Annotated in this window: 26 protein-coding genes and 1 pseudogene; 18 read left to right on the forward strand and 9 right to left on the reverse strand. The window is 67.5% G+C overall.

Going from position 1 to position 23,136, the window contains the following annotated elements; all coding sequences use genetic code 11:
- Positions 1-938 precede the first annotated feature (938 nt).
- The 5 genes and pseudogenes from JW364_RS13195 (at position 939) to JW364_RS13215 (ending at position 7,580) form a co-directional block, all read left to right on the forward strand.
- Complete coding sequence (locus JW364_RS13195; protein ID WP_205333247.1) at positions 939-3,026, forward strand: bifunctional lysylphosphatidylglycerol flippase/synthetase MprF; 2,088 nt, start codon at positions 939-941, stop codon at positions 3,024-3,026.
- A gap of 88 nt (positions 3,027-3,114) precedes the next feature.
- On the forward strand, positions 3,115-4,029 hold the full coding sequence (locus JW364_RS13200; RefSeq protein ID WP_205333222.1) for a carbohydrate ABC transporter permease: 915 nt from the start codon (positions 3,115-3,117) through the stop codon (positions 4,027-4,029).
- Between the two features lie 116 nt (positions 4,030-4,145).
- Positions 4,146-4,982 carry a carbohydrate ABC transporter permease gene (locus JW364_RS13205; RefSeq protein ID WP_137809586.1) on the forward strand — a complete coding sequence of 279 codons (837 nt, stop codon included), beginning with the start codon at positions 4,146-4,148 and terminating at the stop codon, positions 4,980-4,982.
- Between the two features lie 105 nt (positions 4,983-5,087).
- Positions 5,088-6,401: an ABC transporter substrate-binding protein gene (locus tag JW364_RS13210; RefSeq protein ID WP_068969966.1), complete on the forward strand. Its 1,314-nt coding sequence runs from the start codon at positions 5,088-5,090 to the stop codon at positions 6,399-6,401.
- Between the two features lie 49 nt (positions 6,402-6,450).
- Positions 6,451-7,580, forward strand: a pseudogene (locus JW364_RS13215) (ABC transporter ATP-binding protein).
- Here JW364_RS13215 and fdhD read toward each other — a convergent pair.
- From fdhD to JW364_RS13240, 5 genes are read right to left on the reverse strand one after another with little or no spacing between them, the layout of a single operon-like run.
- Positions 7,552-8,418 (reverse strand): formate dehydrogenase accessory sulfurtransferase FdhD, encoded by an 867-nt coding sequence (gene fdhD, locus JW364_RS13220; protein ID WP_068969977.1) that lies wholly within the window; start codon positions 8,416-8,418, stop codon positions 7,552-7,554. The pseudogene JW364_RS13215 and the gene fdhD overlap by 29 nt on opposite strands.
- A gap of 40 nt (positions 8,419-8,458) precedes the next feature.
- Positions 8,459-8,908, reverse strand: a complete 450-nt coding sequence (gene dtd / locus JW364_RS13225) for a D-aminoacyl-tRNA deacylase (protein WP_065631828.1) — start codon at positions 8,906-8,908, stop codon at positions 8,459-8,461.
- Positions 8,909-8,948: 40 nt separating this feature from the next.
- On the reverse strand, positions 8,949-9,698 hold the full coding sequence (locus JW364_RS13230; protein WP_068969964.1) for an SIMPL domain-containing protein: 750 nt from the start codon (positions 9,696-9,698) through the stop codon (positions 8,949-8,951).
- Positions 9,695-10,087, reverse strand: a complete 393-nt coding sequence (locus JW364_RS13235; RefSeq protein WP_058251965.1) for a phage holin family protein — start codon at positions 10,085-10,087, stop codon at positions 9,695-9,697. Before JW364_RS13235 ends, JW364_RS13230 begins: the two co-directional genes overlap by 4 nt.
- Before the next feature lie 27 nt (positions 10,088-10,114).
- Entirely contained in the window at positions 10,115-10,522 is a 408-nt protein-coding gene (locus JW364_RS13240; protein WP_223258815.1) for an iron chaperone, read from the reverse strand.
- Between the two features lie 185 nt (positions 10,523-10,707).
- On the opposite strand from JW364_RS13240, the gene infA reads away from it, so the two are divergent.
- The 8 genes from infA to truA all read left to right on the forward strand — a co-directional run bounded on the left by infA (position 10,708) and on the right by truA (position 15,517).
- On the forward strand, positions 10,708-10,929 hold the full coding sequence (gene infA, locus JW364_RS13245; RefSeq protein WP_004023539.1) for a translation initiation factor IF-1: 222 nt from the start codon (positions 10,708-10,710) through the stop codon (positions 10,927-10,929).
- 117 nt (positions 10,930-11,046) lie between these two features.
- Positions 11,047-11,160, forward strand: coding sequence for a 50S ribosomal protein L36 (gene rpmJ / locus JW364_RS13250; protein WP_005207978.1), 114 nt, complete (start codon positions 11,047-11,049; stop codon positions 11,158-11,160).
- A 210-nt stretch (positions 11,161-11,370) separates the two neighbouring features.
- Entirely contained in the window at positions 11,371-11,739 is a 369-nt protein-coding gene (gene rpsM, locus JW364_RS13255; RefSeq protein WP_004023537.1) for a 30S ribosomal protein S13, read from the forward strand.
- The gene (gene rpsK, locus JW364_RS13260; RefSeq protein WP_004023536.1) at positions 11,739-12,146 is read left to right on the forward strand and encodes a 30S ribosomal protein S11; all 408 of its coding nucleotides are present in this window, start codon (positions 11,739-11,741) and stop codon (positions 12,144-12,146) included. The genes rpsM and rpsK overlap by 1 nt, the downstream gene beginning before the upstream one ends.
- Before the next feature lie 24 nt (positions 12,147-12,170).
- Positions 12,171-12,776 (forward strand): 30S ribosomal protein S4, encoded by a 606-nt coding sequence (gene rpsD, locus JW364_RS13265; protein WP_058251964.1) that lies wholly within the window; start codon positions 12,171-12,173, stop codon positions 12,774-12,776.
- Between the two features lie 91 nt (positions 12,777-12,867).
- A complete protein-coding gene (locus JW364_RS13270) occupies positions 12,868-13,920 on the forward strand; it encodes a DNA-directed RNA polymerase subunit alpha (protein WP_058251963.1) in 1,053 nt (350 codons plus the stop codon).
- Between the two features lie 81 nt (positions 13,921-14,001).
- A complete protein-coding gene (gene rplQ / locus JW364_RS13275) occupies positions 14,002-14,622 on the forward strand; it encodes a 50S ribosomal protein L17 (RefSeq protein WP_065631830.1) in 621 nt (206 codons plus the stop codon).
- A complete protein-coding gene (truA, locus tag JW364_RS13280) occupies positions 14,579-15,517 on the forward strand; it encodes a tRNA pseudouridine(38-40) synthase TruA (protein WP_083207441.1) in 939 nt (312 codons plus the stop codon). Before rplQ ends, truA begins: the two co-directional genes overlap by 44 nt.
- 89 nt (positions 15,518-15,606) lie before the next feature.
- Here truA and JW364_RS13285 read toward each other — a convergent pair whose 3' ends face one another.
- Genes JW364_RS13285 through JW364_RS13295 form a run of 3 tightly spaced genes read right to left on the reverse strand, consistent with a single transcriptional unit; the run spans position 15,607 to position 17,937 of the window.
- A complete protein-coding gene (locus JW364_RS13285; protein ID WP_205333221.1) occupies positions 15,607-16,242 on the reverse strand; it encodes a TM2 domain-containing protein in 636 nt (211 codons plus the stop codon).
- 59 nt (positions 16,243-16,301) lie between these two features.
- Positions 16,302-16,826: a hypothetical protein gene (locus JW364_RS13290; protein WP_205333220.1), complete on the reverse strand. Its 525-nt coding sequence runs from the start codon at positions 16,824-16,826 to the stop codon at positions 16,302-16,304.
- 34 nt (positions 16,827-16,860) lie between these two features.
- Positions 16,861-17,937 carry an alpha/beta fold hydrolase gene (locus tag JW364_RS13295; protein WP_065631833.1) on the reverse strand — a complete coding sequence of 359 codons (1,077 nt, stop codon included), beginning with the start codon at positions 17,935-17,937 and terminating at the stop codon, positions 16,861-16,863.
- Positions 17,938-18,178: 241 nt separating this feature from the next.
- Between JW364_RS13295 and JW364_RS13300 the strand changes: the two genes are divergently transcribed.
- A complete protein-coding gene (locus JW364_RS13300) occupies positions 18,179-18,805 on the forward strand; it encodes a DedA family protein (protein WP_058251958.1) in 627 nt (208 codons plus the stop codon).
- Between the two features lie 329 nt (positions 18,806-19,134).
- On the opposite strand, the gene JW364_RS13305 is transcribed toward JW364_RS13300, so the two are convergent.
- On the reverse strand, positions 19,135-20,751 hold the full coding sequence (locus JW364_RS13305) for a MinD/ParA family protein (protein WP_068971012.1): 1,617 nt from the start codon (positions 20,749-20,751) through the stop codon (positions 19,135-19,137).
- Positions 20,752-21,124: 373 nt separating this feature from the next.
- On the opposite strand from JW364_RS13305, the gene JW364_RS13310 reads away from it, so the two are divergent.
- The 4 genes from JW364_RS13310 to JW364_RS13325 all read left to right on the forward strand — a co-directional run.
- The gene (locus JW364_RS13310) at positions 21,125-21,505 is read left to right on the forward strand and encodes a hypothetical protein (protein ID WP_205333219.1); all 381 of its coding nucleotides are present in this window, start codon (positions 21,125-21,127) and stop codon (positions 21,503-21,505) included.
- Positions 21,506-21,513: 8 nt separating this feature from the next.
- Complete coding sequence (locus tag JW364_RS13315; RefSeq protein ID WP_205333246.1) at positions 21,514-21,825, forward strand: YbaB/EbfC family nucleoid-associated protein; 312 nt, start codon at positions 21,514-21,516, stop codon at positions 21,823-21,825.
- Positions 21,826-21,883: 58 nt separating this feature from the next.
- Entirely contained in the window at positions 21,884-22,192 is a 309-nt protein-coding gene (locus JW364_RS13320; protein ID WP_058251955.1) for a type VII secretion target, read from the forward strand.
- 47 nt (positions 22,193-22,239) lie between these two features.
- On the forward strand, positions 22,240-23,136 hold an 897-nt coding region (locus JW364_RS13325; RefSeq protein WP_240199060.1), incomplete at its 3' end, for a hypothetical protein.

The following is a 23,136-nucleotide window of genomic DNA, read 5'->3' on the forward strand; positions in this document are numbered from 1 at the left end:
CTCACCCCCCGTGGTGAATCGGATGTGATTTCCACTCTACCGGCTATTCGGTTGGTGTGCAACGAGTTTCGTCATCTCTTGGGTGGCGAACGGTTGTCGGTGGGAGATGGTAAGGCGGTTCGCGCCACAGCGCGGAGTGCATCATCTCAGCGGTTTGGTAGGCCGCGAGCACCAATCCGATGGCGTGCGGCATCCGGCACCGATACCGGCGGCGAGATGGCCCGCACCCTAGAGATCCTCGCTACGCGACGCGGACGATCCCTCTGCGCGAACATGTCATTCCGTTACGCCACGGGGAACGGGTCGATCAGTATCGGCGACCTCGGACATCTGCAGACGTTCAGGCCGCGATTCGGAGCGTCGACGTTGAAGGTCTCGTGGCGGCGGATGAATCGGAGCTCCTGGGTGCACTCGGGTACGCGGTGGACTTCGCTCGGTACTGGCAGCCTCCCGACGAGGAGGACATCCGCTATGCCGCACCTGAAATCGTTGCGCTCCTCGAGCCGGTAGCGGGGGTGTTGCTCCGCCATCCGGTCTGTGCATGGTGGGACGACCCGGTCGATCTCGCATTCCAGCGCTACCCGTTCGGAAGCGAGGCGCTCCCGGAGTCCGCCCTGCCGTACCGGAGCGAGCGCGTGCGGTGGTCTGAGTGGCGGGCCCACGTCGAAGCCGGCGACGCGCGCTCGCGACGGGACTTCGAGCGCAATCCTCACCGCGCGTTCAGTGACGAGTGGTGGTCGACGCCGTATGCCGCGGGGGACGGTGCAGACGACGCGTGCCCGAGTCTGGACGGTGTCCGTCAGCGAACGCGGTGCTATCCGCATCGACGATGTGCCCGTTTGTGGCGTCGTGACGACGAATGGTGGGTTCCAACGCTGGCGCGTGACCGATCAACCAGATGACCGTGTGCGGCGGGTCGTGTCGTCGTACCGTTGACCATGCATTCCGACGTCTCCTGGCTCACCGTCGTGCGGCGGCTTCCGTTCACCGTCGCCCTCGCGGCGGCCCTGCTGATCGTCGGCGCGACGACCGGATCGCTGTGGGGTAGGGCGAACGACAAGTCGTGGTATCACGAGGTGGCCTTCGGGCTTCCCGCCCTTCGGGAGGGCAAGTGGTGGACGCCGGTCAGCTCCGCGTTCGTCGAACCCGGGCCCTGGCTGTACCTGCTGGCGCTGGTCGCGGTCGTCGTCGGAATGGGTTGGGCCGAATGGCAGTTGGGCACCGTGAGGGCCGTTCTGGTCGGTGTGGGCGGCCACCTGATCGCATCCCTGCTGACGGTGTTGCTGCTGTGGTTGCTCTCCTCCGAGGTCACGTCGTGGCGGTGGGCGGAGCAACTCGCGGAGTCGCGCGCCACCGGGGTGGGGGCGTTGGTGGTCTCGGCGGTCGCGGTGGCCTCGGCGACCGTGCGATCGCCCTGGCGGTTACGTGTGCGGGTCCTGTTGGGCGCCATCGTCTCGGTCGCGTTCCTGTTCGAGGGGACCCTCGCCTCGGTCGAGTACGTCCTCGCCGCGATCATCATGCTGATCGTGGGGGAGAAGTTCTTCGCCACCAACGAACACGGTTGGGTGCCGCGTACCCGGCGTGAGGTCCGCATGCTGGGTTGCGCTGCCCTGCTGGTCATCGCGGGCGCGAACCTCCTGGTGTTCCTGTTCCCGGGCAGCGGACCGCTCGGGCCGACCGACGCCGGGGACGACTCGGTGGTCACGATGCTCATCGGCCTCGCCGTCAACGTGCTCATCGCCGATCAACTCCGGCGGGGTAAGCGGTGGGCGTGGTGGGTAGCCGTCGTCCTCGGTGCGCTCAACGTCATCGCGACCCTCCTGGCGGTGATCCTGGTGGTCTTCACCGACGTGTCGTCGGAGGGCGCCGTGACGCTCGGAACCACGTTGCTCTGGGTGCTGGTCCTGGCCATCCTGATCCCCGGCCGGTTCGCGTTCGCGGTGCCGTGGCGCGTGCGTCAGGTCGGTGCGTCCGGTTCGGACGACGATCCGGTCGGCCGCGTCAAGGAACTGCTGCGGGTGCACGGCGGCGGCACGATGTCGTGGATGACGACCTGGCCGGGCAACAGCTACCAGTTCACCGGCGCTGCGGGCGATCTCGACGACCAGTCCGTCGTGACCTACCGAAAGCACGTCGGGACCATGGTGGCCCTGGCCGACCCGGTGTGCGCACCCGAGCGGTTGGCCGACGCCGTCGACGCCTTCGTCGACCTCGCGGAGAGCGCCGGCGCGACTCCGTGCTGGTTCTCGATCGGCTCGGCGACCTCGGAGATCGTCACCGGACGCGGATGGCTCAGTGTGCAGATCGCCGAGGACACGATCGTCGACCTGCCGGGTCTGGAGTTCAAGGGCAAGCCCTGGCAGCACGTGCGATCGGCGATGAACAAGGCCACCAAGCAGGACATCTCGATGCGGATGGTCTCGCTGGCCGACGAGTCGTTCGCCGTCAAGACCCAGGTGCGCGCGATCTCGGAGGAGTGGGTGGGGGACAAGGGCCTTCCCGAGATGGGGTTCACCCTGGGCAGTGTCGAGGAGGCGATGGACCCCGCGGTCCGGGTGGCACTCGCGGTGGATCCGACGGGCAACGTGCACGGCGTGCTCTCGTGGCTACCGGTGTACGCGCCGGGTGGCGACGTCGCGGGATGGACGCTCGACATCATGCGACGCCGAACGGACGGGTTCGGGCCGGTCGTCGAGTATCTCATCGCGTCGTCGGCAGTCGCCTTCAAAGACGAGGGAGCGCAGTTCATCTCGCTGTCTGGCGCACCGCTGGCGCGAACGGGCGACTTCGACGCCGAGCCGCTCGACAAACTGCTCGACACGCTGGGTGCCGCGCTCGAGCCCTACTACGGATTCCGCTCACTGCACACCTTCAAGAAGAAGTTCAATCCCCGCTACGAGCCGGTGTATCTGGCCTTCCGCGACGAATCCGACCTGCCGCGTATCGGTGTGGCTGTGTCCAGGGCGTACCTGCCGGATGCCACGACCGGCCAGCTGATCCGGCTGGCGGCGTCACGAGGGGACTGACCCGCCCGCCCCGGCTGTGAAGGCATCGTTCACGGGAATCGCCGCCTGAGTTCACCATCCGGTCGTCTCCTACGGCGAAACTTCGCCAGTGTCATCGGTCGACGAACATGTGCTGCCCGCAACGGGGCGGCGTCCCTGGCGAAGCTATGGGCTGTTCCTCCTGCTCGTCGTGCCGAACCTCGTCCTCCTCGGCGTGTTCACGTATCGACCGCTCGTCGAGAACATCCGGATGTCGTTCTACGACTGGAACATCGCCGAGGCGGGAGCGACGTTCGTCGGGATCGACAACTACGTCGAATGGTTCACCCGTGCCGATACCCGGATGATCGTCGCCAACACCGTCATCTTCACGGTTGCCGCTGTCGTCGGCAGCATGGTCATCGGCCTGGCGCTCGCACTGTTGCTCGACCGTAAACTGCGCGGCCGACATCTGGTGCGGTCGGCAGCTTTTGCTCCGTTCGTGCTGTCCGGGGCGGCGGTCGGCATCGCCTTCCAGTTCGTCTTCGACCCCAGTTTCGGCCTCGTCAACGACGTGATGGTGCGCCTCGGACTGGGCTCTGCGCCTGACTTCTACCAGCAGCCGTCGTGGGCACTGTTCATGATCACGGTGACCTACATCTGGAAGAACCTCGGTTACGCGTTCGTCATCTATCTGGCTGCGCTGCAGGGTAAACGGACCGACCTGGACGAAGCGGCCGCGATCGACGGAGCCGGCTGGTGGACCTACTTTCGCAAGGTGCTGTTGCCGCAACTGCGGCCCACGACCTTCTTCCTGTCGATCACCGTGCTGCTCAACTCGTTACAGGTGTTCGACATCATCAACGTGATGACCCGGGGCGGCCCGTTGGGCAATGGCACCACCACGATGGTCTACCAGGTCTACGAAGAGAGTTTCGTCAACTTCCGTGCCGGCTACGGCGCCACCGTCGCGACCGTCATGTTCGTCGTCCTGCTGGCCATCACGGTGATCCAGGTGCGCATGATGGACAGGGGAGCGCGATGAGGCCCGTCACCACGAGTCCGGCGTCCAGACGGGTTGCCGAGCCGGGCCACACAGAGGAGTCCGGACGTCCGCCGGCGGGTCCCGGGCAGAAGCGACGGCGCCCCGGCGGTGAGGCGATGACGCCGGCCACCCGCCGACGACTGGCGGATGCGTGCGGGTACGCGGCGATGACGGTCGTGCTGGTGATCATTGCGCTGCCCCTGGTGTGGATCCTGTTGGCGTCGTTCAAGGATCGCACCGAGATCTACGTGCAACCGGCCGTGTGGTGGCCGTCGACGTGGCGTCCCGAGAACTACGTCGAGGCCACGACGTCGGTACCGTTCTGGGACTACCTGCGCAACTCGGTCATCGTGACCTCGATCCTCGGCGTGGCGAAATTCCTGCTGGGCGTGCTGAGCGCGTACGGGCTGGTGTTCCTGCGCTTCCCGGGCAAGAACATCGTGTTCGTCGTCATCATCGCCGCGCTCATGGTGCCCAACCAGATCACCGTCGTCACCAACTACGCCCTGGTGGCCCAACTGGGACTGCGGAACACCTTCATCGGCATCATCCTGCCGCTCGCCGGTGTCGCATTCGGGACCTTCCTGATGCGCAATCACTTCCTGTCCATCCCACCCGAGATCATCGAGGCGGCGCGGATGGACGGGGCGGGTCACTTCCGCCTGCTCACCAGAGTGGTGCTGCCGCTGTCGATCCCGACGATGGTCGCCTTCGCGACGATCACCCTCGTCAACGAGTGGAACGAGTACCTGTGGCCGTTCCTGATGGCCGACGACGCCTCGGTCGCCACGCTGCCCGTGGGATTGACCCTCCTGCAGAACAGCGACGGTCTCACCAACTGGGGCCCGGTCATGGCGGCAACCGTGCTCGCGATGCTGCCGATGCTCGTCCTCTTCCTGGCCCTGCAACGGCACATGATCAAGGGTCTGACCTCCGGGGCCGTCAAGGGCTGACCGGCCGGCACCCCACAAGCCAGAACACCAGGCACGAGAACGCCCAGCACGAGAACCACCATGCACGAGAACGACTCACACACAGACGATCGAAGGAGACGACAGATGATGAACATGTCCCGGCGCGGGTTCCTCGCCGCGTCCGCGACGGCCGCGGCCGGTGCTCTGGTGGCCGCATGCGCCGGAACCCCGGGTGACGGCGGTTCGTCGTCGGGCGACGCCTCGAAGCTGAGCTTCTGGTCGAACCACCCCGGCAAGTCGGTCGAGGTCGAACGAGAACTCATCTCGCGCTTCGAGGCGGCCAACCCGGGTATCACCGTCCAGTTGGTCGACGCCGGCAAGAACTACGAGGAGGCGGCCCAGAAGTTCAACGCCGCGCTGTCCGGCGGCGCCGTGCCCGACATCATGATCCTGTCCGACGTCTGGTGGTTCAACTTCGCGCTCATCGGCGCGATCAGCCCCCTCGACGACCTCTTCGGCCGTGCGAACGTGAACACCGCCGACTACGTCGATTCGCTTGTCGGCGACTACAAGTGGAACAACCAGACGTGGGCGTTGCCGTACGCGCGGTCGACTCCGCTGTTCTACTACAACAAAGACGTGTGGCGCCGGGCCGGCCTGCCCGACCGCGGCCCGCAGACCTGGGACGAGTTCGACGACTGGGGCCCGCGGATCCAGATTGTGGTCGGCGGCGACAAGCGCGCGCACGGCTGGGGCAACGCGACCGACTACCTCGGATGGACCTTCCAGGGGCCGACCTGGACATTCGGCGGCGCCTACTCGAACGACTGGGAGCTGAAGTTCACCGATCCGAAGACCGTTGCGGCCGCGCAATATCTGAGCGACTCGATCAACACGAAGCGGTACGCGAAGATCTCCAACGACATCGCCGGCGACTTCAGCGCCGGCATCATCGCCTCGACCATCGCCTCGACCGGCGATCTGTCGGGCATCACGGAGAACGCCGCCTTCGACTTCGGTACTGCCTTCCTGCCCGCGCCGCAGGGGGTCTCGGGTTGCCCGACGGGCGGTGCCGGTCTCGCGGTCCCGGCCAAACTGTCCGACGAGCGCAAGGTCAACGCGCTGAAGTTCATCGAGTTCATCACCAACACCGAGAACACCGCCTACTTCGCGCAGAATGTCGGCTACATGCCGGTGCGCAAGTCCGCGCAGGACGACCCGTCGATGGTCGCGTTCCTGGAGAAGAACCCGAACTTCGCCACCGCCATCGAGCAACTTCCGCGGACACAACCGCAGAACAACGCGCGGGTCTTCGTCCCCGGCGGCGACAAGATCATCGGCACCGGTTACGAGCGCATCGGCCTGCAGAACGCCGATGTCGCCGCGACCCTCGCCGACACCCAGCGCCAGATCGCGCAGATCTACGAGGCGCAGATCGCGCCGAAGCTCCCGTCATGACGGGCGACGTGGCGGGGCCGGTCGTGGGCCGGCGACGAGGGGGCCGGTCGTGGCATCGGTGACCTTCGACGGCGCGACCCGGCGCTTCGCCGACGGCCAGAAGCCCGCCGTCGACTCGCTCGACCTGGCCGTCGACGACGGCGAGTTCATGGTCCTCGTCGGGCCGTCGGGATGCGGGAAGTCGACGAGTCTGCGGATGGTCGCGGGTCTGGAGTCCGTCGAGTCGGGGCGATCCTGATCGACGACGTCGACGTCGTCGGAAGGGCGCCGAAGGCCAGGGACGTGGCGATGGTCTTCCAGAACTACGCGCTCTACCTGAACATGACGGTCGCCGACAACATGGGATTCGCGCTGCGGAACGCAGGGATGAGCAAGGCGGACACCGCGTCCCGGGTCGGTGAGGTCGCCGAGATGCTGGAACTCACACCGCTTCTCGACCGCAAACCGGCGAAGCTGTCCGGTGGGCAGCGACAGCGGGTCGCGATGGGTCGTGCCATCGTGCGACGGCCCAAGGTGTTCTGCATGGACGAGCCGTTGTCGAACCTCGACGCCAAGTTGCGGGTGAGCACGCGTGCCCAGATCGCGGCCATGCAGCGGGAACTCGGCATCACGACGCTCTATGTGACCCACGACCAGGTCGAGGCGATGACCATGGGGCACCGGGTCGCCGTGCTCGATCACGGTGTGCTGCAACAGGTCGGGAGTCCGCGCGAGATCTACTCGCGGCCCGCGAACCTGTTCGTGGCGTCGTTCATGGGCTCACCGCAGATGTGTCTGATCGACGCCCGGGTGGACGCGGGCATCGTACGCCTCGGTGGCGCCGAGGTCCGGGTTCCGCCGTCGGTGCTGTCGTCGGCGTCCGCGAGCGACGTCGTCGTCGGTCTGCGTGCCGGGTCGTGGCAGGTGTCGGCTGCACCGCAGTGCGGGAACCTCACCGCAACGGTCGATCTCGTCGAGGAACTGGGGGCCGAACAGTTCGTCTACTGCAGCGCGGACGTCCGGCTGCGCGGGAGTCGCATCGTCATCCGTGTCGATCATCGCCGGACGATCGAGGTCGGTGACGTGATCGGGCTGACCCCGGAGGTCGACGAGACGTACTGGTTCGATCCGATCAGCGGGGTCGCCCTCGACGACCCGCGTCGTCACGACCTCAGCGCGGGACCGAAACCTCTTCGGTGATCGCGGCTTCGGACAGGGAGATGCGATCGGGACGGCTGTAGATCACCATCGACTCGCCGCGAGAGAAGCCGACGAGCGTGATGCCGAGGTCGTCGGCGGCGTCGGCCGCCAGTGACGACGGCGCGGAGACCGCGCACAGCATCGGGATTCCCGCCATCGCGGCCTTCTGGACGAGTTCGAAGCTCGCGCGGCCGGAGACCTGGAGGACGGTGCCCGACAGGGGCAGGCGGTCGGCGAGAACCGCCCACCCGATCACCTTGTCCACGGCGTTGTGCCGGCCGACGTCCTCCCGGACGGCGAGCATGCGACCATCCGCGTCGAACAGCGCGGCGGCGTGCAGGCCACCGGTCTTGTCGAAGACGCTCTGTTCGGCTCGCAACCGGTCGGGGAGGTCCAGGACCGTCCCGGCGGCCACGGTCATGGTGTCGGCGGCGGGATCATGGACCGACGCGGTGTGGACCGCGGCGATGCTGTCCTTGCCGCAGATGCCGCATGCACTCGTGACGGGGTTGGCGCGGACCATCTCGGAACCGGGTGGCGGCACATGCGGGGCGAGCGTCGCGTCGATGACGTTGTAGGTGTTGGCGCCCTGCGCGTCGGTGCCTGCGCAGTAACGGGCCGTCGAGTAATCCGCGCCGGTGGTCACCACACCTTCGGAGACCAGGTAGCCGGCGACCAGTTCGAAGTCGTGGCCGGGAGTGCGCATGGTGACCGCGAGTGTGCGCCCGCCGACCCGGATCTCGAGCGGCTCCTCGACGGCCAGGGTGTCCGCGCGCTGCGTCGGTTCCGCATCGCGTCGGATACGGGTGACGCGGCGGCGTGCGGTGATTCGTCCCACCGGCACCACGGTAGTCCTGCGACTGTTCGTGGCTGCGGTCTCAGACGTCGAGCACCAGGGTGACCGGGCCGTCGTTGACGAGACCGACTTCCATGTGCGCCCCGAAACGGCCGGTGGCCACGGTGGCGCCGGCGGCCCGGAGCGCGTCGACCACCGCGTCGACCAGCGGTTCGGCGACGGGCCCGGGCGCGGCGGCATTCCACGACGGGCGCCGGCCCTTCGCGGTGTTGGCATAGAGCGTGAACTGGCTGATCACCAGGATCGGGGCGTCGAGGTCGGCGGCCGCGCGTTCGGGACCGTCCCCGCCGTCGAAGATCCGCAGGCGCCAGATCTTGTCGGCGAGCCGGACCGCGTGGTCGGTGGTGTCGTCGTGCGTGACACCGACGAGCGCGACGAGACCCGCGCCGCCGGGCGGGATGTCGAGCTCGCCGACGACCTCGCCGTCGACGCTCACACTCGCTCGGCTGACGCGCTGGAGCACGGCGCGCATCGGTCCTCCGATCTCCGGGTGCGGTGCACGGACGGGGTGTTCAGTCGAGCGCGAACGTGACCGTGACGGTGAAGGTGAGTTCCTGCTGGCCGGGCTCGACCGGTACGGGCGCGGCCGCCACGTCGCGTTCGAAGGTACCGGGCGAGACCGGCTGTTCCTGGCCGCTGGTGCTCTCCTTGATGGTCAGCACGTCGCCGAGTGAGTCGCCGGCGAGACCGGCGTACTGCTGCGCGCGGCCCCGGGCGTCGGTGAACGCGGCTTCGCGCGCCTTCTCGAGGAGTTCCGAGTCGTCGTCGATGGCGAAGGCGACGTTGTTGATGCGCGTGTTGTCCCCACCGGCGGTCGCGGCGGCGCTCAGCACGGTCGACGCCGTCGAGATGTCGCGGATGGTCACGCGGATGGTGTTGGTCGCGGTGTATCCGCTGATCTGGCTCGAACCGCCGGGTGCCGGACTCGAATACTGCGGGTTCACCGACACCTGCTGCGTGGCGACGTCCTTGCGCTCCACTCCGGCCGCGACGACCGCGTCGGTGACCGCGGTGACCTTGGCGCTCGTCTCGTTCAGCGCGGTCGTCACATCGGACGCGGTCGCCTCCACGCCGATGTCGGCGCGCAGGGTGTCCGGGGTGCCGCTGACCTGGCCCGACCCGACGACGGTCACCGACCGTGGCTCCCCGCCGGTGTCGCTGCCGCACCCGGCCACCACCAGGACCACGGCGGCGAGCGCCGCGAGGACCGACGTCGTGCGGAGTGCGGGGCGCCGTGTGTCGGCGCCGCGTGTTCTCGTCATCGGTCGACCGGGTCCCGCATCAGCAGCGCGAGCAGCCAGCCGACGACCGACACGACGATCGCGCCGAAGATCGCCGACCAGAAGAAATCGTCGACCTCGAGCCCCCAGTGCGTCGTGTTACGGGTGATCCATGCGGTGAGCTCCAGCATCAACGCGTTGATGACGATGTGGATCAGACCGAGCGTGAGGATGTAGAAGGGGATCGCGATGATCTGCACGATCGGCTTGATGATCGCGTTCAGAACACCGAAGATCACGGCGACCACCAGGGCGATACCGACTTTCTCGGCGGTCGTCGAACCGCCCACGAAGTCGATGCCCGGCACGATCAGCGTCGCGACCCACAACGCCACCGCGGTCAGTACGGTGCGGACAAGGAAGGCAAGCATGGCGACAGTGTGCCAGCACCCCTCGCCTCAACCATCGATCTGATCGCGACGGAACGTCATCATGGCGCGGATCGCGTCGTCCGACGGAGGGGCGTCGGGCTGGAAACGTAAGGTGCCCTTCTGGACGTCGAAACCCGCGAGGAACGGCCGCCCGGCGTCGACCGCGTCGGGGCTGAACGGGTACAGCCCGATGTGCTTCTTGGTGCGCATCACCGACAGGAGCGGGCTACCGCGATACGTCAGGGCCGGCATCCCGTAGCCCTTGCCCTGCGCGGTGCCGGGGACCGTGTCGCGGGCGACGTCATAGATCCGGGAGATGACCGCGCGGTCGTCCGGGTCGAGCCCGTCGAGATAGTCGTCGACCGTCCCCATCCGCTTGGACCTCCTTGCGACGCCGCGCACGCATTTGGCCTGGCCTGCCTGTTCGCGTAGCATGGACCGTCGGTGCGCATCGCGCGCCGGGCCTCGGCGTGTCAGCACGTGGGTCCGGTCGGTGCACACCGGGTGCAGGTCCTCGCGGACCGGTGCCCACACCCTAACGGACAAACACTGATTCAACCCGGCCAATGGGCCGCGACGTCGCCCAGATGTCGTGGTCGGAGGCCAGGATCGCGGAGGACATGGCGAAGAAAGACGGGGCCATCGAGGTCGAGGGTCGAGTGATCGAACCCCTGCCCAATGCGATGTTTCGTATTGAGCTGGAGAACGGACACAAGGTTCTCGCCCACATCAGCGGCAAGATGCGGCAGCACTACATCCGCATCCTGCCCGAGGACCGGGTCGTCGTGGAACTCTCGCCCTACGACCTGGCTCGTGGGCGAATCGTGTACCGCTACAAGTAGGACTTTCCCGGCGTCGCCGGGGACAGACTTCCCGGACATCCGTTCGGGAGGAGACCGACACCCACGTGTACGGCCGTTTCGGCGTGCGCGCGGGCGAGCCGAGCAGGAGAGATTGACGTGAAGGTTCAGCCGAGCGTCAAGCCGATCTGCGAGAAGTGCAAGGTGATCCGTCGTAACGGTCGGGTCATGGTGATCTGCGAGAACCTGCGTCACAAGCAGCGTCAGGGCTGATCACGCGCACCCTCCGGGTCGCTTGAGTCAGAACAACTGAAGATCGACAACTCAATACACAAGGACCTCCCAACACCAGCGGCGACAGACGCGTCACCGCCTACCTCCGGATCAGAGGCCGGAGCCCACGAGGCCGGACACACGGTTCGGCACCAGCTCGCGGGACGGACTGGGAGCAGACCTCTGAAAATCGAAAAGGAAATCCGCCACATGGCACGTGTTGCTGGTGTGGATCTCCCCCGCGAGAAGCGGCTGGAGATCGCACTGACCTACATCTACGGAGTTGGGCGCACCACCTCCAAGGAGATCCTCGAGGGAACGGGCCTGAGCCCTGACCTCCGAGCGAAGGATCTCACCGACGCAGACGTCTCGAAGCTGCGTGAGTACATCGAAGCCTCGGTGAAGGTCGAGGGTGACCTCCGTCGCGAGGTGCAGGCCGACATCCGTCGCAAGATCGAGATCGGCTGCTACCAGGGTCTGCGCCACCGTCGTGGCCTGCCCGTTCGTGGACAGCGCACCAAGACCAATGCCCGCACTCGCAAGGGCCCGAAGAAGACCATCGCCGGGAAGAAGAAGTAATGCCTCCGAAGTCACGTAGCGCAGGCCCGAAGAAGGGCACCCGCCGTCGCGATAAGAAGAACGTCCCGCACGGCCACGCACACATCAAGTCGACGTTCAACAACACCATCGTGTCGATCAGCGATCCCAGCGGCAACATCATCAGCTGGGCATCGTCGGGCCACGTCGGTTTCAAGGGCTCGCGCAAGAGCACCCCGTTCGCGGCTCAGCTCGCGGCCGAGAACGCTGCGCGCAAGGCCCAGGAGCACGGCGTCAAGAAGGTCGACGTGTTCGTCAAGGGGCCGGGTTCGGGTCGCGAGACCGCCATCCGCTCCCTGCAGGCAGCCGGCCTCGAGGTCGGCACCATTTCCGATGTCACCCCGCAGCCGCACAACGGTTGCCGTCCGCCCAAGCGGCGTCGGGTCTAGCGGGAAAGGGAGGAACAGAGAAACATGGCTCGTTATACCGGCCCCGCAACCAAGAAGTCTCGTCGTCTTCGCGTCGACCTGATCGGTGGAGACGCTGCCTTCGAGCGTCGCCCCTACCCGCCCGGCCAGCACGGCCGCTCGCGGATCAAGGAGAGCGAGTACCTGCTCCAGCTGCAGGAGAAGCAGAAGGCGCGCTTCACCTACGGCGTCCTGGAGAAGCAGTTCCGCCGCTACTACGAAGAGGCGAACCGTCGCACCGGCAAGACCGGTGACGAACTGCTGAAGATCCTCGAGACCCGTCTCGACAACGTGATCTACCGCTCCGGCATCGCGCGTACCCGTCGCCAGGCCCGCCAGCTGGTCAGCCACGGCCACTTCACCGTCAACGGTGTGAAGGTCGACGTGCCCAGCTACCGCGTCAGCCAGTACGACATCATCGATGTCCGCCCGAAGTCGCTGCAGACCGTCCCGTTCCAGATCGCCAAGGAGCTCGTCGGCGATCGTCCGGTTCCGGGTTGGCTCCAGGTCGTGCCGTCGACCCTGCGTGTTCTCGTGCACAGCGTGCCCGAGCGTGCCCAGATCGATGTCCCGCTGACCGAGCAGCTCATCGTCGAGTTCTACTCCAAGTAGTCCTTCGAGCAACACCCGCCCGACAGCAACAGCTGTTCGGTACACCCTCGAGGCCGTCATATAGCGGGCGGCCAAAGGAGAGATCCACAGAATGCTCATCTCACAGCGACCCACCCTCACCGAGGAAGTCCTCGCCGAGAACCGCTCGAAGTTCGTCATCGAGCCGCTCGAGCCGGGCTTCGGTTACACCCTCGGCAACTCGCTGCGCCGTACCCTGCTCAGCTCGATCCCGGGTGCTGCCATCACCAGCATCCGGATCGACGGTGTCCTCCACGAGTTCACCACCGTGGCCGGGGTCAAGGAAGACGTCACCGACATCATCCTGAACCTCAAGGGCCTCGTGGTCAGCTCCGATGAGGACGAGCCGGTCACCATGTACGTGCGCAAGCAGGGTCCGGGCACCGTCACCGGTGCCGACATCGTGCCCCCGGCCGGTGTCACCGTGCACAACCCCGATCTGCACATCGCCACCCTGAACGACAAGGGCAAGCTCGAGATCGAGCTCGTCGTCGAGCGGGGCCGCGGATACGTCCCGGCCGTGCAGAACAAGGCGTCGGGTGCCGAGATCGGCCGCATCCCGGTCGACTCGATCTACTCGCCGGTGCTCAAGGTGACCTACAAGGTCGAGGCCACCCGTGTCGAACAGCGCACCGACTTCGATCGACTGGTGCTCGATGTGGAGACCAAGAACTCGATCAGTGCGCGTGACGCGCTGGCATCGGCGGGCAAGACCCTGGTGGAGCTGTTCGGCCTCGCCCGGGAGCTCAACGTCGAGGCCGAGGGCATCGAGATCGGGCCGTCGCCGGCCGAGGCCGACCACATCGCGTCGTTCAGCCTGCCGATCGAGGATCTCGAGCTGACCGTTCGTTCCTACAACTGCCTCAAGCGCGAGGGTGTGCACACCGTCGGCGAGCTGGTTGCACGGACCGAGTCGGATCTGCTCGACATCCGCAACTTCGGTCAGAAGTCGATCGACGAGGTCAAGGTCAAGCTGCACGCGCTCGGCCTGTCCCTCAAGGACAGCCCGGCCAGCTTCGATCCGTCGCAGGTCGCGGGTTACGACCCGGCCACCGGCACGTGGTCGGAAGACGCGTCCTTCGACGCCGATTCCGGTGAGGATTTCGCGGAGACCGAGCAGCTGTAGTCGCTACGACGCGGCGGTAGCTGTCACTGCCCAACCCTGACTTCCGCATCGAGTGATGCGGGGTCCTCCTAGGAGAAGACAATGCCCAAGCCCACCAAGGGTGCCCGCCTCGGCGGGTCGGCCAGCCACCAGAAGGCGATGCTGGCGAATCTCGCCACCTCGCTCTTCGAGCACGGCCGCATCACCACCACGGAAGCCAAGGCCAAGCGCCTGCGTCCGTACGCGGAGAAGATCATCACCCACGCCAAGGCCGGCAAGCTGGCCAACCGCCGTGAGGTGCTGAAGGACATCCGTGACAAGGACGTCGTGCACACGCTGTTCGACGAGATCGGCCCGTTCTTCGCCGATCGTCCCGGTGGCTACACGCGCATCATCAAGACGCTGCCGCGCAAGGGCGACAACGCCCCCATGGCCGTGATCGAGCTGGTGCGCGAGTCCACCGCGTCGAGCGAGGCCAGCCGCGCGACCCGCGTCGCCGCCTCCAAGAAGGCCGCCGAGGACAAGCTCGACGCCACCGAAGAGGTTGTCGCTGATACCGATTCGGCTGACGCGAACGTGGTGGAGGCCGTCGAGGCCGACGCCACCGATGCCGAGGTCGCCAACGCCGAAGCTGTCGCCGAGGCCGTCGACGACGAGTCCACCGCCGCGACCGCTCCCGATGCCGAGGCAGCCGGAGCCGACGTCGACGGTGAGAAGAAGTAGTCGACTGAGTCGAGAACCGCAGACCGAACCCGTCGGCGCCGATTCCGGTGCCGGCGGGTTCTGTCGTCTCCGCTTCGACATCTCGTACGACGGCACCGACTTCGCCGGATGGGCACGGCAGGTCGGCCAGCGCAGCGTGTGCGAGGAACTCGAGACGAGGTTGTCGACGGTCCTACGGGTGCCGGTGCGGCTGACCGTGGCGGGGCGCACCGACGCCGGTGTGCATGCGACCGGGCAGGTCGCACACGCCGCGGTTCCGCGGTCGGTGCTGGAGACCCGATCGATCGCCGGCGACCCCGCGACGCTCGTCGGGCGTCTCGCGAAGATGTGTCCCGATGACGTCCGGGTGACGGCCGTGCGCGTCGTCCCGGAGGAGTTCGACGCTCGGTTCTCGGCGCTGCGCCGGCATTACCGCTACCGGTTGACCGATGCACGGTGGGGTGCCGAACCGGTGGTCGCGCGGACGACCGCGACATGGCGTCGGCCGCTCGACGTCGACGCGTTGAACGCGGCATCGTCGGAGTTGCTCGGCCTGAACGACTTCGCGGCGTTCTGCCGTCGGCGGGAGGGTGCGACCACGATCCGGGAATTGCAGCGGTTCTCTTGGACTCGGGACGCCGAAGGAGTCCTCGTCGGCGAGGTGAGCGCGGACGCGTTCTGCTGGTCGATGGTGCGGTCGCTGGTCGGCGCGGTCGCGAGTGTGGGCGACGGCAGGCGCGACATCGACTGGTGCCGTGGGCTTCTCGAGGAGCGGGAACGCAGTAGCCAGGTACCCGTCGCCGAGGCCCGGGGTCTGTGCCTGGTCGGCGTCGACTATCCCGCCGACGACGAACTCGCCGCACGCAACACGGTGACCCGCGACGTGCGCGGGTCGACCGGTTGCTGCGGTGGGTGACCACCCGCCGTCTCGACGGCGACCCCGGAGTTGTTGTGACACAAGGAGGCCCCGGGGACCGATCCCCGGGGCCTCCTCGAGCGCAGCGGTCAGTTGCCCAGCTTGAGGCCGTTCTTGTCCCGAACACTGCCGGTCAGCATCATGATGCCGTCGACCAGCGCCCAGATGGCGACACCGAAGATGATGACGAACCCGATCAGGAAGATCGCGGTGATGTAGCCGAGGATCGTCAGGCCGAGTTGAATCGCGCCGGTGGTGTTGTCGCCGATGTAGAAGCGGCCGACGCCCAGGCTGCCCAGGAAGATCTGCAGCAGGCCGGCAACCAGCTTCGACTTGTCGGACAGCGGTTCGCCGGTGGCCGGGTCGCGGCCGTAGGGAGCAGTGGGGTCGGGAGCGCCGCCGTAGCCGTAACCGGGCGCCGCGGGATACCCGCCCTGCGGGGCTCCGTACTGCTGGGGTGCGCCGTACTGCTGGGGTGCCCCGAACTGCTGGTCCCCGTACTGCTGGTCGCCGTACTGCTGGGGTGCCCCGTACTGCTGGCTCCCGTACTGCTGGTCGCCGTACTGGGGATTGCCGACGCCGGGCTGCGAGGTCCCCGCGGTGCCGAACTCCGAACCCCCCGGCTGCTGGCCGGGGTCGGTGCCGTACGACGGCGAGGCGTCGGCCGGTGGCTGCTTGACGAACGGGTCGTGGGGCTTGTCGCCCGGGTTGTCTGGTGTGGTCATCGGGTGGTCCTCCTCGTGACTGGATGGAGCGGCGTGCTCATCTCGAACGTGCGGGCGGCTCAGGCGACGGTGGCCAGTTCGCGTGCGTAGTACACGCGACCGGACACATCGCTCATCGTCCAGGGCGACGTGGCGGGGATGTTGGTGACGTGCATCGCGCCGCCCGCGCCCCGGACCCGTACCTGGATGAAGCCCGTTGTGCGCCGTTCTTTCATCAGCAAGAACAGCAGACTCAGAAAGCAGATCAGAAAGAACCCGACCAGCGCCAGCACCAGGCCCGTCTGCGACATCTGTTCGGAGGACACGGACATGTCGGTGACCTCCCACTGCGAACCCGCGAGCGGGAACGTGCCCGACGGCGTGATCACGTAGTGCTGTGTGCACGTGATGTCACCGATGACCACGAGCGGCGGCTCGGGTAATGCTGCGGCACCCGCGTCGAAGAACGGCCCGGGCGGCGCGTAACCCATGCCGGGGCCCGGGAATTGGGCGGGAGTGGGCACGAAGCCGGGACTGGAGTCGTAGGCGTTCGGCTGATGCGGCAACGGACGGGTGCCGTCATTGCCATTCCCCGGGTACGTCATCCCGCAATGGTGGCATACGCGAGTGTGTTTCGGGTCAGGTGGCGTTGCGCTCGTCTCCGAAGGCCTCGAGCACCTCGTCGACGGTCTCGTCGTCGCCGACGAACTGCTCCGGATGGGCGCCCTCGGACATCAGATGCCGCCAGTTGAGCGGATCGAATTCCACCGGCGCGTGGCGCGCGATGAAGTCGATGACGATCCGGCAGAACCGTTCGGGGTCGTCGTGGAACGGGAAATGTCCTGAGCCGGAGAAGGTCTCGAACTCCGAGTGTGGGATCGCCGAGTGCGCCAGTTCGCCGTGGTGATGGGGGATCACGATGTCCCGGTCGCCCCACACGAGCAGGACCGGCAGGCGTTCGGTGAGGTAGCAGCGGTCGAGCATCGTGACGGACTGGCCGCGCCAGTCGACGACGGCGCGCAGGGTGCGGAGGAAGGCGGCCGACGCGGTGGGGTCGGCGAGCCCACCGAGGACCCGCATGAGGTCCTCGTGGTCGGCCAGTAGATGTTCGGGCGTGGCCGAGGACGGGAACAGGGGCGGCACCGGCGCGGCGACGATCGCTTTCGCGAGCGTCGTGAGACCAGGGATCACGCCGGGGACGCGGAGTACCGACAGCACCTGCGGGACGACGGGCAGCGAGAACAACCGCAGGGCGGGGTTGACGTCGCGGGTGACCCCGCCGGCCGCGACCAGCACCAGGCGCTCGACGAAGCGCGGGAACTGATAGCAGAACTGCATCGCGACGCCGCCGCCCAGGGAGTGGCCGACGACCGTCACCTTGCTGATCCCCAGGACGACGAGGAGGTCGCGCATGCCGTTGGCGAAGGCCGGCACCGAGTAGTCGGCGCGTGGCTTGTCCGATTCCCCGTGGCCGAGCAGGTCGGGTGCGATGACGGTGTAGTGCTGCGCGAGGATCGGGATGACCTCGTCCCACGTCGACGAGTTGTCACCGATGCCGTGGATGAGCAGCAGCGCCGGACCGCTGCCGGCGATCCGGTAGGCGCGCCGGTAGCCGTGGATGGTGTGGTACTCGATGCGGACGTCGGTGTCGGAGACCGGACGCAGCGTCGGACCGGACGTCGTGGTCGGGGACGGATCCCGGTGCTTGGTGGGCACTGTCTCTCCCCTCGGTGTCGCTCGGGCGGTGTCGGTCGCGTCCTCGCGACGGAGCGGTGGATGGCAACGGGCGTTGTCCCGCTAGTCGTCGAGTAAACCGCATCACCGGTCGTCGTGCGCGTCGGGTGCCGGGGTGCCGGCCGGACCTGGGTTGCCGGGATCTGAATGGTTGCCGACGCTTTGCCACGTCGCGACGGTCACCGGGCCCCGGCGGGTCGCTGCGCCACTAGTGTTGGATTCGATGAACCCCTTCGACATCGAGTCCTTCGTGGCCACCGGTGGCCTCATCGGACTCTGCGTGCTGATCTTCGTGGAGACCGGCATCCTGGTCGGGTTCATCTTTCCCGGCGACTCGGTGCTCTTCACCGCCGGCGTGTTCGCCGCGCAACCCGATCCCTTCGCACCGCTGTGGCTGTTGTGCCTGGCTGTGCCGCTGGCGGCGATCATCGGCGACCAGTGCGGCTACTTCATCGGCCGCCGTGTGGGGCGCGGGGTGGTCGAGGGCAAACTGATGCGCACCATCGGACCCGAGTATCTGGCCAGGACGAACCACTACTTCGACCGCTTCGGGCCGCTCACCGTGTTCTTCGGCCGGTTCATCGGGATCGTCCGCACCCTGACCCCGCTGGTCGCCGGCTTCAGCGGCATGCCACATCGGACGTTCACCCTCTTCAGCGTGCTCGGCAGTTTCACCTGGGCGGCCGGGATCATCCTGCTCGGCTACTTCCTCGGCAACATCCCGGTCATCCGCGACAACATCGAGATCTTCATCATCGCCTCCGTGTGCACGATCGTCATACCGACATTCATCCACTTCGGTCGGCGCTGGCGGATCGCGCGGCGCGATCGGCGCGCCGAGACGCCCTGAGGCGAATCACCGGTCCCTGATCCGAAAGAACAACAAAACCGCTGGTCTATGGGGTGAAGCGATGCCCTCCCTGTGCTCCCTGAGGCGCGAGGAGCGCTAGCGACGAGCCACGAAGGGCTGGCGAGACACGTTGCTACACCCTTCGTGGCTCGCTTCGCTCGCACCTCAGGGAGCATGAAATCTGGGCGCTCACAAGTGTTCTCTCGAAGTCCACGACGGCTGCGAGGCCGTAGATACTGAGGACCGCCCGGAGCTTGCGGAGGGCGCGTCACGAAGGGTCTGCCCCGCGTCGCACCAGGTCCCGTCCGCCGCCCGGGATCAGGGGTCGGTCAGCGGAGGAACGGCTCCTCCCGTTGTCCGGGGCCACCCGAGAAATCGTCGGCGATGGTCGCGGCGAGTTCGACGAACGACCGCTTCGTCGGCTTCGACATCAGTTCGAGGTCGACGTCCGCGCCTTCGGCGAGGTGGTCGTCGAACGGAATCTTGTGCACGGCGCGGCAACGCGTGAGGAAGTGCTGACCCAGCTGGTCGGTGTCGATGGTCGACGACCCGGGTCGCGACGAACTCAGGACGACCACGGCGCGCGAGACGAGGTGTCCGAAACCGTGCGCCTCCAGCCAGTCCAGGGTCGCGCCGGCGCTGCGGGCGCCGTCGAGAGCCGGGGAACTGACGAGGATGATCGTGTTCGCGAGGTCGAGGACCCCGTTCATCGCCGAGTGGCTCAGACCGGTGCCGCAGTCGGTGATGATGATGTTGTAGAAGCGCTGCAGCACGGTGATGACGCCGCGGTATTCCTCCTCGTTGAACGCCTCGGCCATCGCCGGGTCTCGTTCGGAGGCAAGGACTTCGAGGCGACTCGGCGCCTGCGACGTGTGGGCCCGGACGTCTGAGTAGCGGTAGACGTTCTCATCGGCGAGCAGGTCGCGGACGGTCGACCGAGTCTGCTGCGGAATGCGCTGTGCGAGCGTACCGAGGTCGGGATTGGCGTCGACGGCGATGACGCGGTCGCCCCGCAGGGAGGCGAACGTCGAGCCGAGGCCGACGGTGGTCGTCGTCTTGCCGACTCCGCCCTTCAGCGACAGCACGGCGATCCGATAGTCGCCCCGGACCGGCCGGTTCACCCGTTCGAGCAGCTGCTGATATTCGATGTCGCCCTGCGACTCACCGGGATTGATCGCACCGGCAGACAGCGTGTGCACCGCACGACGCCAGCCGCGACTCGGCGCCCGACGAGCCTTCCGGATGAGTGCCACCTCGTCGAGCGAGGGGCCTCCCGACGGCGGCCCGTATCCGTGCTGCATCGGCTGCCCGGGAAAGGCGGGGGCGGGACCGGGGCCCATCGGAGCCGGACCCGCGTACGGCGGAGGGTGATGGCCGGCGACCGGAGTCGGTGGCATCCCCGGCTGGGCGGACCACGCGGGAGCGGACTGGGGAGCCGGCGGGGCGGGCGGCACGATCTGCGGCGAGGCGGGGTGCGGCGGCATTCCGGATGACGGTGCCGGGCCGGTGACGTGCCCGGGTCCGAGGTTGTCGGGTCCGAAGTGGTCCGGCCCCGGGACGGGAGGGGCCTGCGGCGACCACGGGGCAGCGACCGGGTTCTCGGTCGGTGAGATCTCGGGACGCGACTCCGGCGGAACGGGCCCGCCGTGAGGATGCGGATCGGCGGGCGCGGCCCCGGGGTGGTCGGCGGCGCCGGCGTGGTCGGGCGGTGGCGCCGACCGGCTTTCGAAGTCCGGCCGCGGGGGCATCGTCTCGCGGGCCGGTGATGCGCTGTCCGGACGTGCGGACGGTCCCCGGGGTGCGGGCGGCGCGGGCGCTGCTGCCGGCGGCTGTTGTGGAGCGGCGGTCGGCGGGGCGAACTGCAGCCAGGGCGGCGGCGCCGGGGCGTCGGCATCAGGAGCGCCGGGCCCGGTTCCGTCCGGTCTCGTCGGGTTCTCGTACGTCATCGGGGAATCCTCTGGTCAAGCGGCCGGGCGCCGATCGCGTTGCGGCGAGTTCGGCGAGGCGTGCAGCGATCCACCCCGTTTTGTCGATCGACCCCGGCTGCGTCCTGCGGCAGTCTACCCAAGGTCCTCGACCTGGTCCGGACGACGTCCACAGGGCCGCCTCGAAGACACGCGTTCGGCATAGTGCATCTCTGGTGTGGTGGGGCCGAACCGAGTATGGCACTATGCAGGCACTCAACACATGTGCGCAGCGGGGTGCGCGGTTCTTCACGGATCCGTATGTGGGAGGTCTGGTTCCGTCGAACGAAAATTCGATGGAACCGGAAGGGACCCCGGCTGCGTCATATTCGGCGTGAAGGGGGTGCAGCTTTCCATGACCTACTCCGACGATCCTCGGGATCTCATCGACAGTGATCCCGACGACCCGTGGGCGGTGTTGCACGAGTTCGTGACCGCGCGGTCACGGTCGGGCGGGCTCGGCGTCCGGACCACCGCGCAAGGTCTTCCGGTGGCGGTTCGTATCGAGGCGTCCGAACTCGACAAGGATCCGGCTCTGCTCGCCAGCGACATCCTCCGACTCTGTCAGCAGGCGGCGATGTCCGCCGGTATCCGGCTCCGCGAGAACCTGCTCGCCGCCGGCATCGACCGGGACCTCGTGCAGGAGATGCAGTTGCCCCGCCCGGACGATCTCGCACGAGCCGAATGGCGCGACGACGAGGAAGCCGACGCGCCCGCGTCGTGGTTGCAGCGATGACCTGGGGGATGGACGAACTCGAGGCGCGCGCGCAACGGCAGCTCGACGGCCTGCACGGGTTTCAGGAGAAGCTACGCGCGATCTCGGTCCGGGAGACGTCGTCCGACGGGCTGGTCACCGCCGAGGTGGACGGCAAGGGCGCGCTCATCGACCTCGAATTCGCGTACGGCGCCAACGAACTCGGCGCGAGCCGGCTGGCCGACCAGGTCGTGACGACCGCCGCGCTGGCCGCACAGAAGGTCTACGCCCGGATCGCCGCGGTGACCGAGGAGTTCAACGAGTCGTTCGGCGACATGCTGACCGCTCGTCCGGCCGAATGACGGACCCGGCCGACATGACACCGATCCATCAGACTGACACCCACGAGGGGGTTCGAGAATGACGAACGTCAAGGTGACGCCGGAGGTGCTCGAGGGCTTCGCCGCCACGAACGCCGCGATGGCAACCGCCGTCGGCACCGCCGGGTCGATCGACGCCGCGGCCAACACCGCGGCGATGGTCCCCGTCTTCGGGCTCATCGGGCAGGAGTTCCTCGCCGCGTTCATCGCTGCGCAGGCCAGTCACCTCATGTCGGTGGGGCAGCTCGCGGCCGTCCATGCCGCCACCGCGGCGTCGACTGCGGCGGGTCTCGCCGAGTTCGAGGGCACCGATGCCGCCAGTGCCGCAGCCATCCGTTCGGTGCTGTGACGGTTCCACCGCTACCGGGCATCCCGGATGTGCCTGCCCTGAACCACATGACGGTGCAGGAGATGATCGAGGCGACCCCGCTCGGCCCGATCCTCGACCGCACGGTCGCCGACGTCCTGGGCGGACTGGGTCTGCCTCCGCTGCCGGTGCTGCCCCCGTTGCCGCCGATGCCGGGACTGCCACCGCTGCAGCCACCGAACCTGGACATGTTCATCAAACCGATGACCGATCTGCTAGGTGGTTTCGGCACCGGTGATCTCTCGGGTGGCGGATTCGACCCGACCGTCATCTTCGAGAGCCTCACCAAGGTGCTCGAGACGTCGATGACGATGGGGCAGAGCGCACTCAAGCTCGCCGACCAGCTGTGGACCGGGCAGGGCGCGGTGAGCGCCGGCGCCAAGACCGCCGAGGCGGGGGCGAACAGCTCGGCTCTGGCCACGCAGGGGTCGGGGATCTCGCTCGACACCAAAACGGCCGCGGCGATCGTCGCCAAGGGATTGGCAGTGGTGCAGGGGATCATCGCGGCGACGGTCGCGAAGATCACCAGCATGGCGGTCCCCATGATGATGACACCGGCGGTCGGTGCGGGCTTCGCAGCAGCGGCCGGGTTCGCCTCTGTCGGACTGTCGCAGGCGACCGCCGCGGTCGCGGTGACCCGGGCCGAACTACTCGGCCCGACGACGGCGATGGCCGTGAACGGTGCCCCGGTCGCCGTCACCGGTGCGCCCACCGCGGGCGCGGGACAATCGCCGTTCACGCTGGCCAGTTCGATCCTCGACGTCGTGTCGCCGGCGATGTCGACGGCCACCGAACTGCCCACCTCGCTGATGCAACCGATCAGCAAGATGCTGAACGTCGAACACGGTTCTCCCGGCATCGCCCCGGCTGCGCTGTCGCCGAAGTCGAAGGGCGCGGGCGGCGGTGGTGGTGGCGGGGGAGGCGGC

Source organism: Gordonia sp. BP-119 (genome assembly GCF_016924115.1).
Taxonomy (GTDB): domain Bacteria; phylum Actinomycetota; class Actinomycetes; order Mycobacteriales; family Mycobacteriaceae; genus Gordonia; species Gordonia hongkongensis.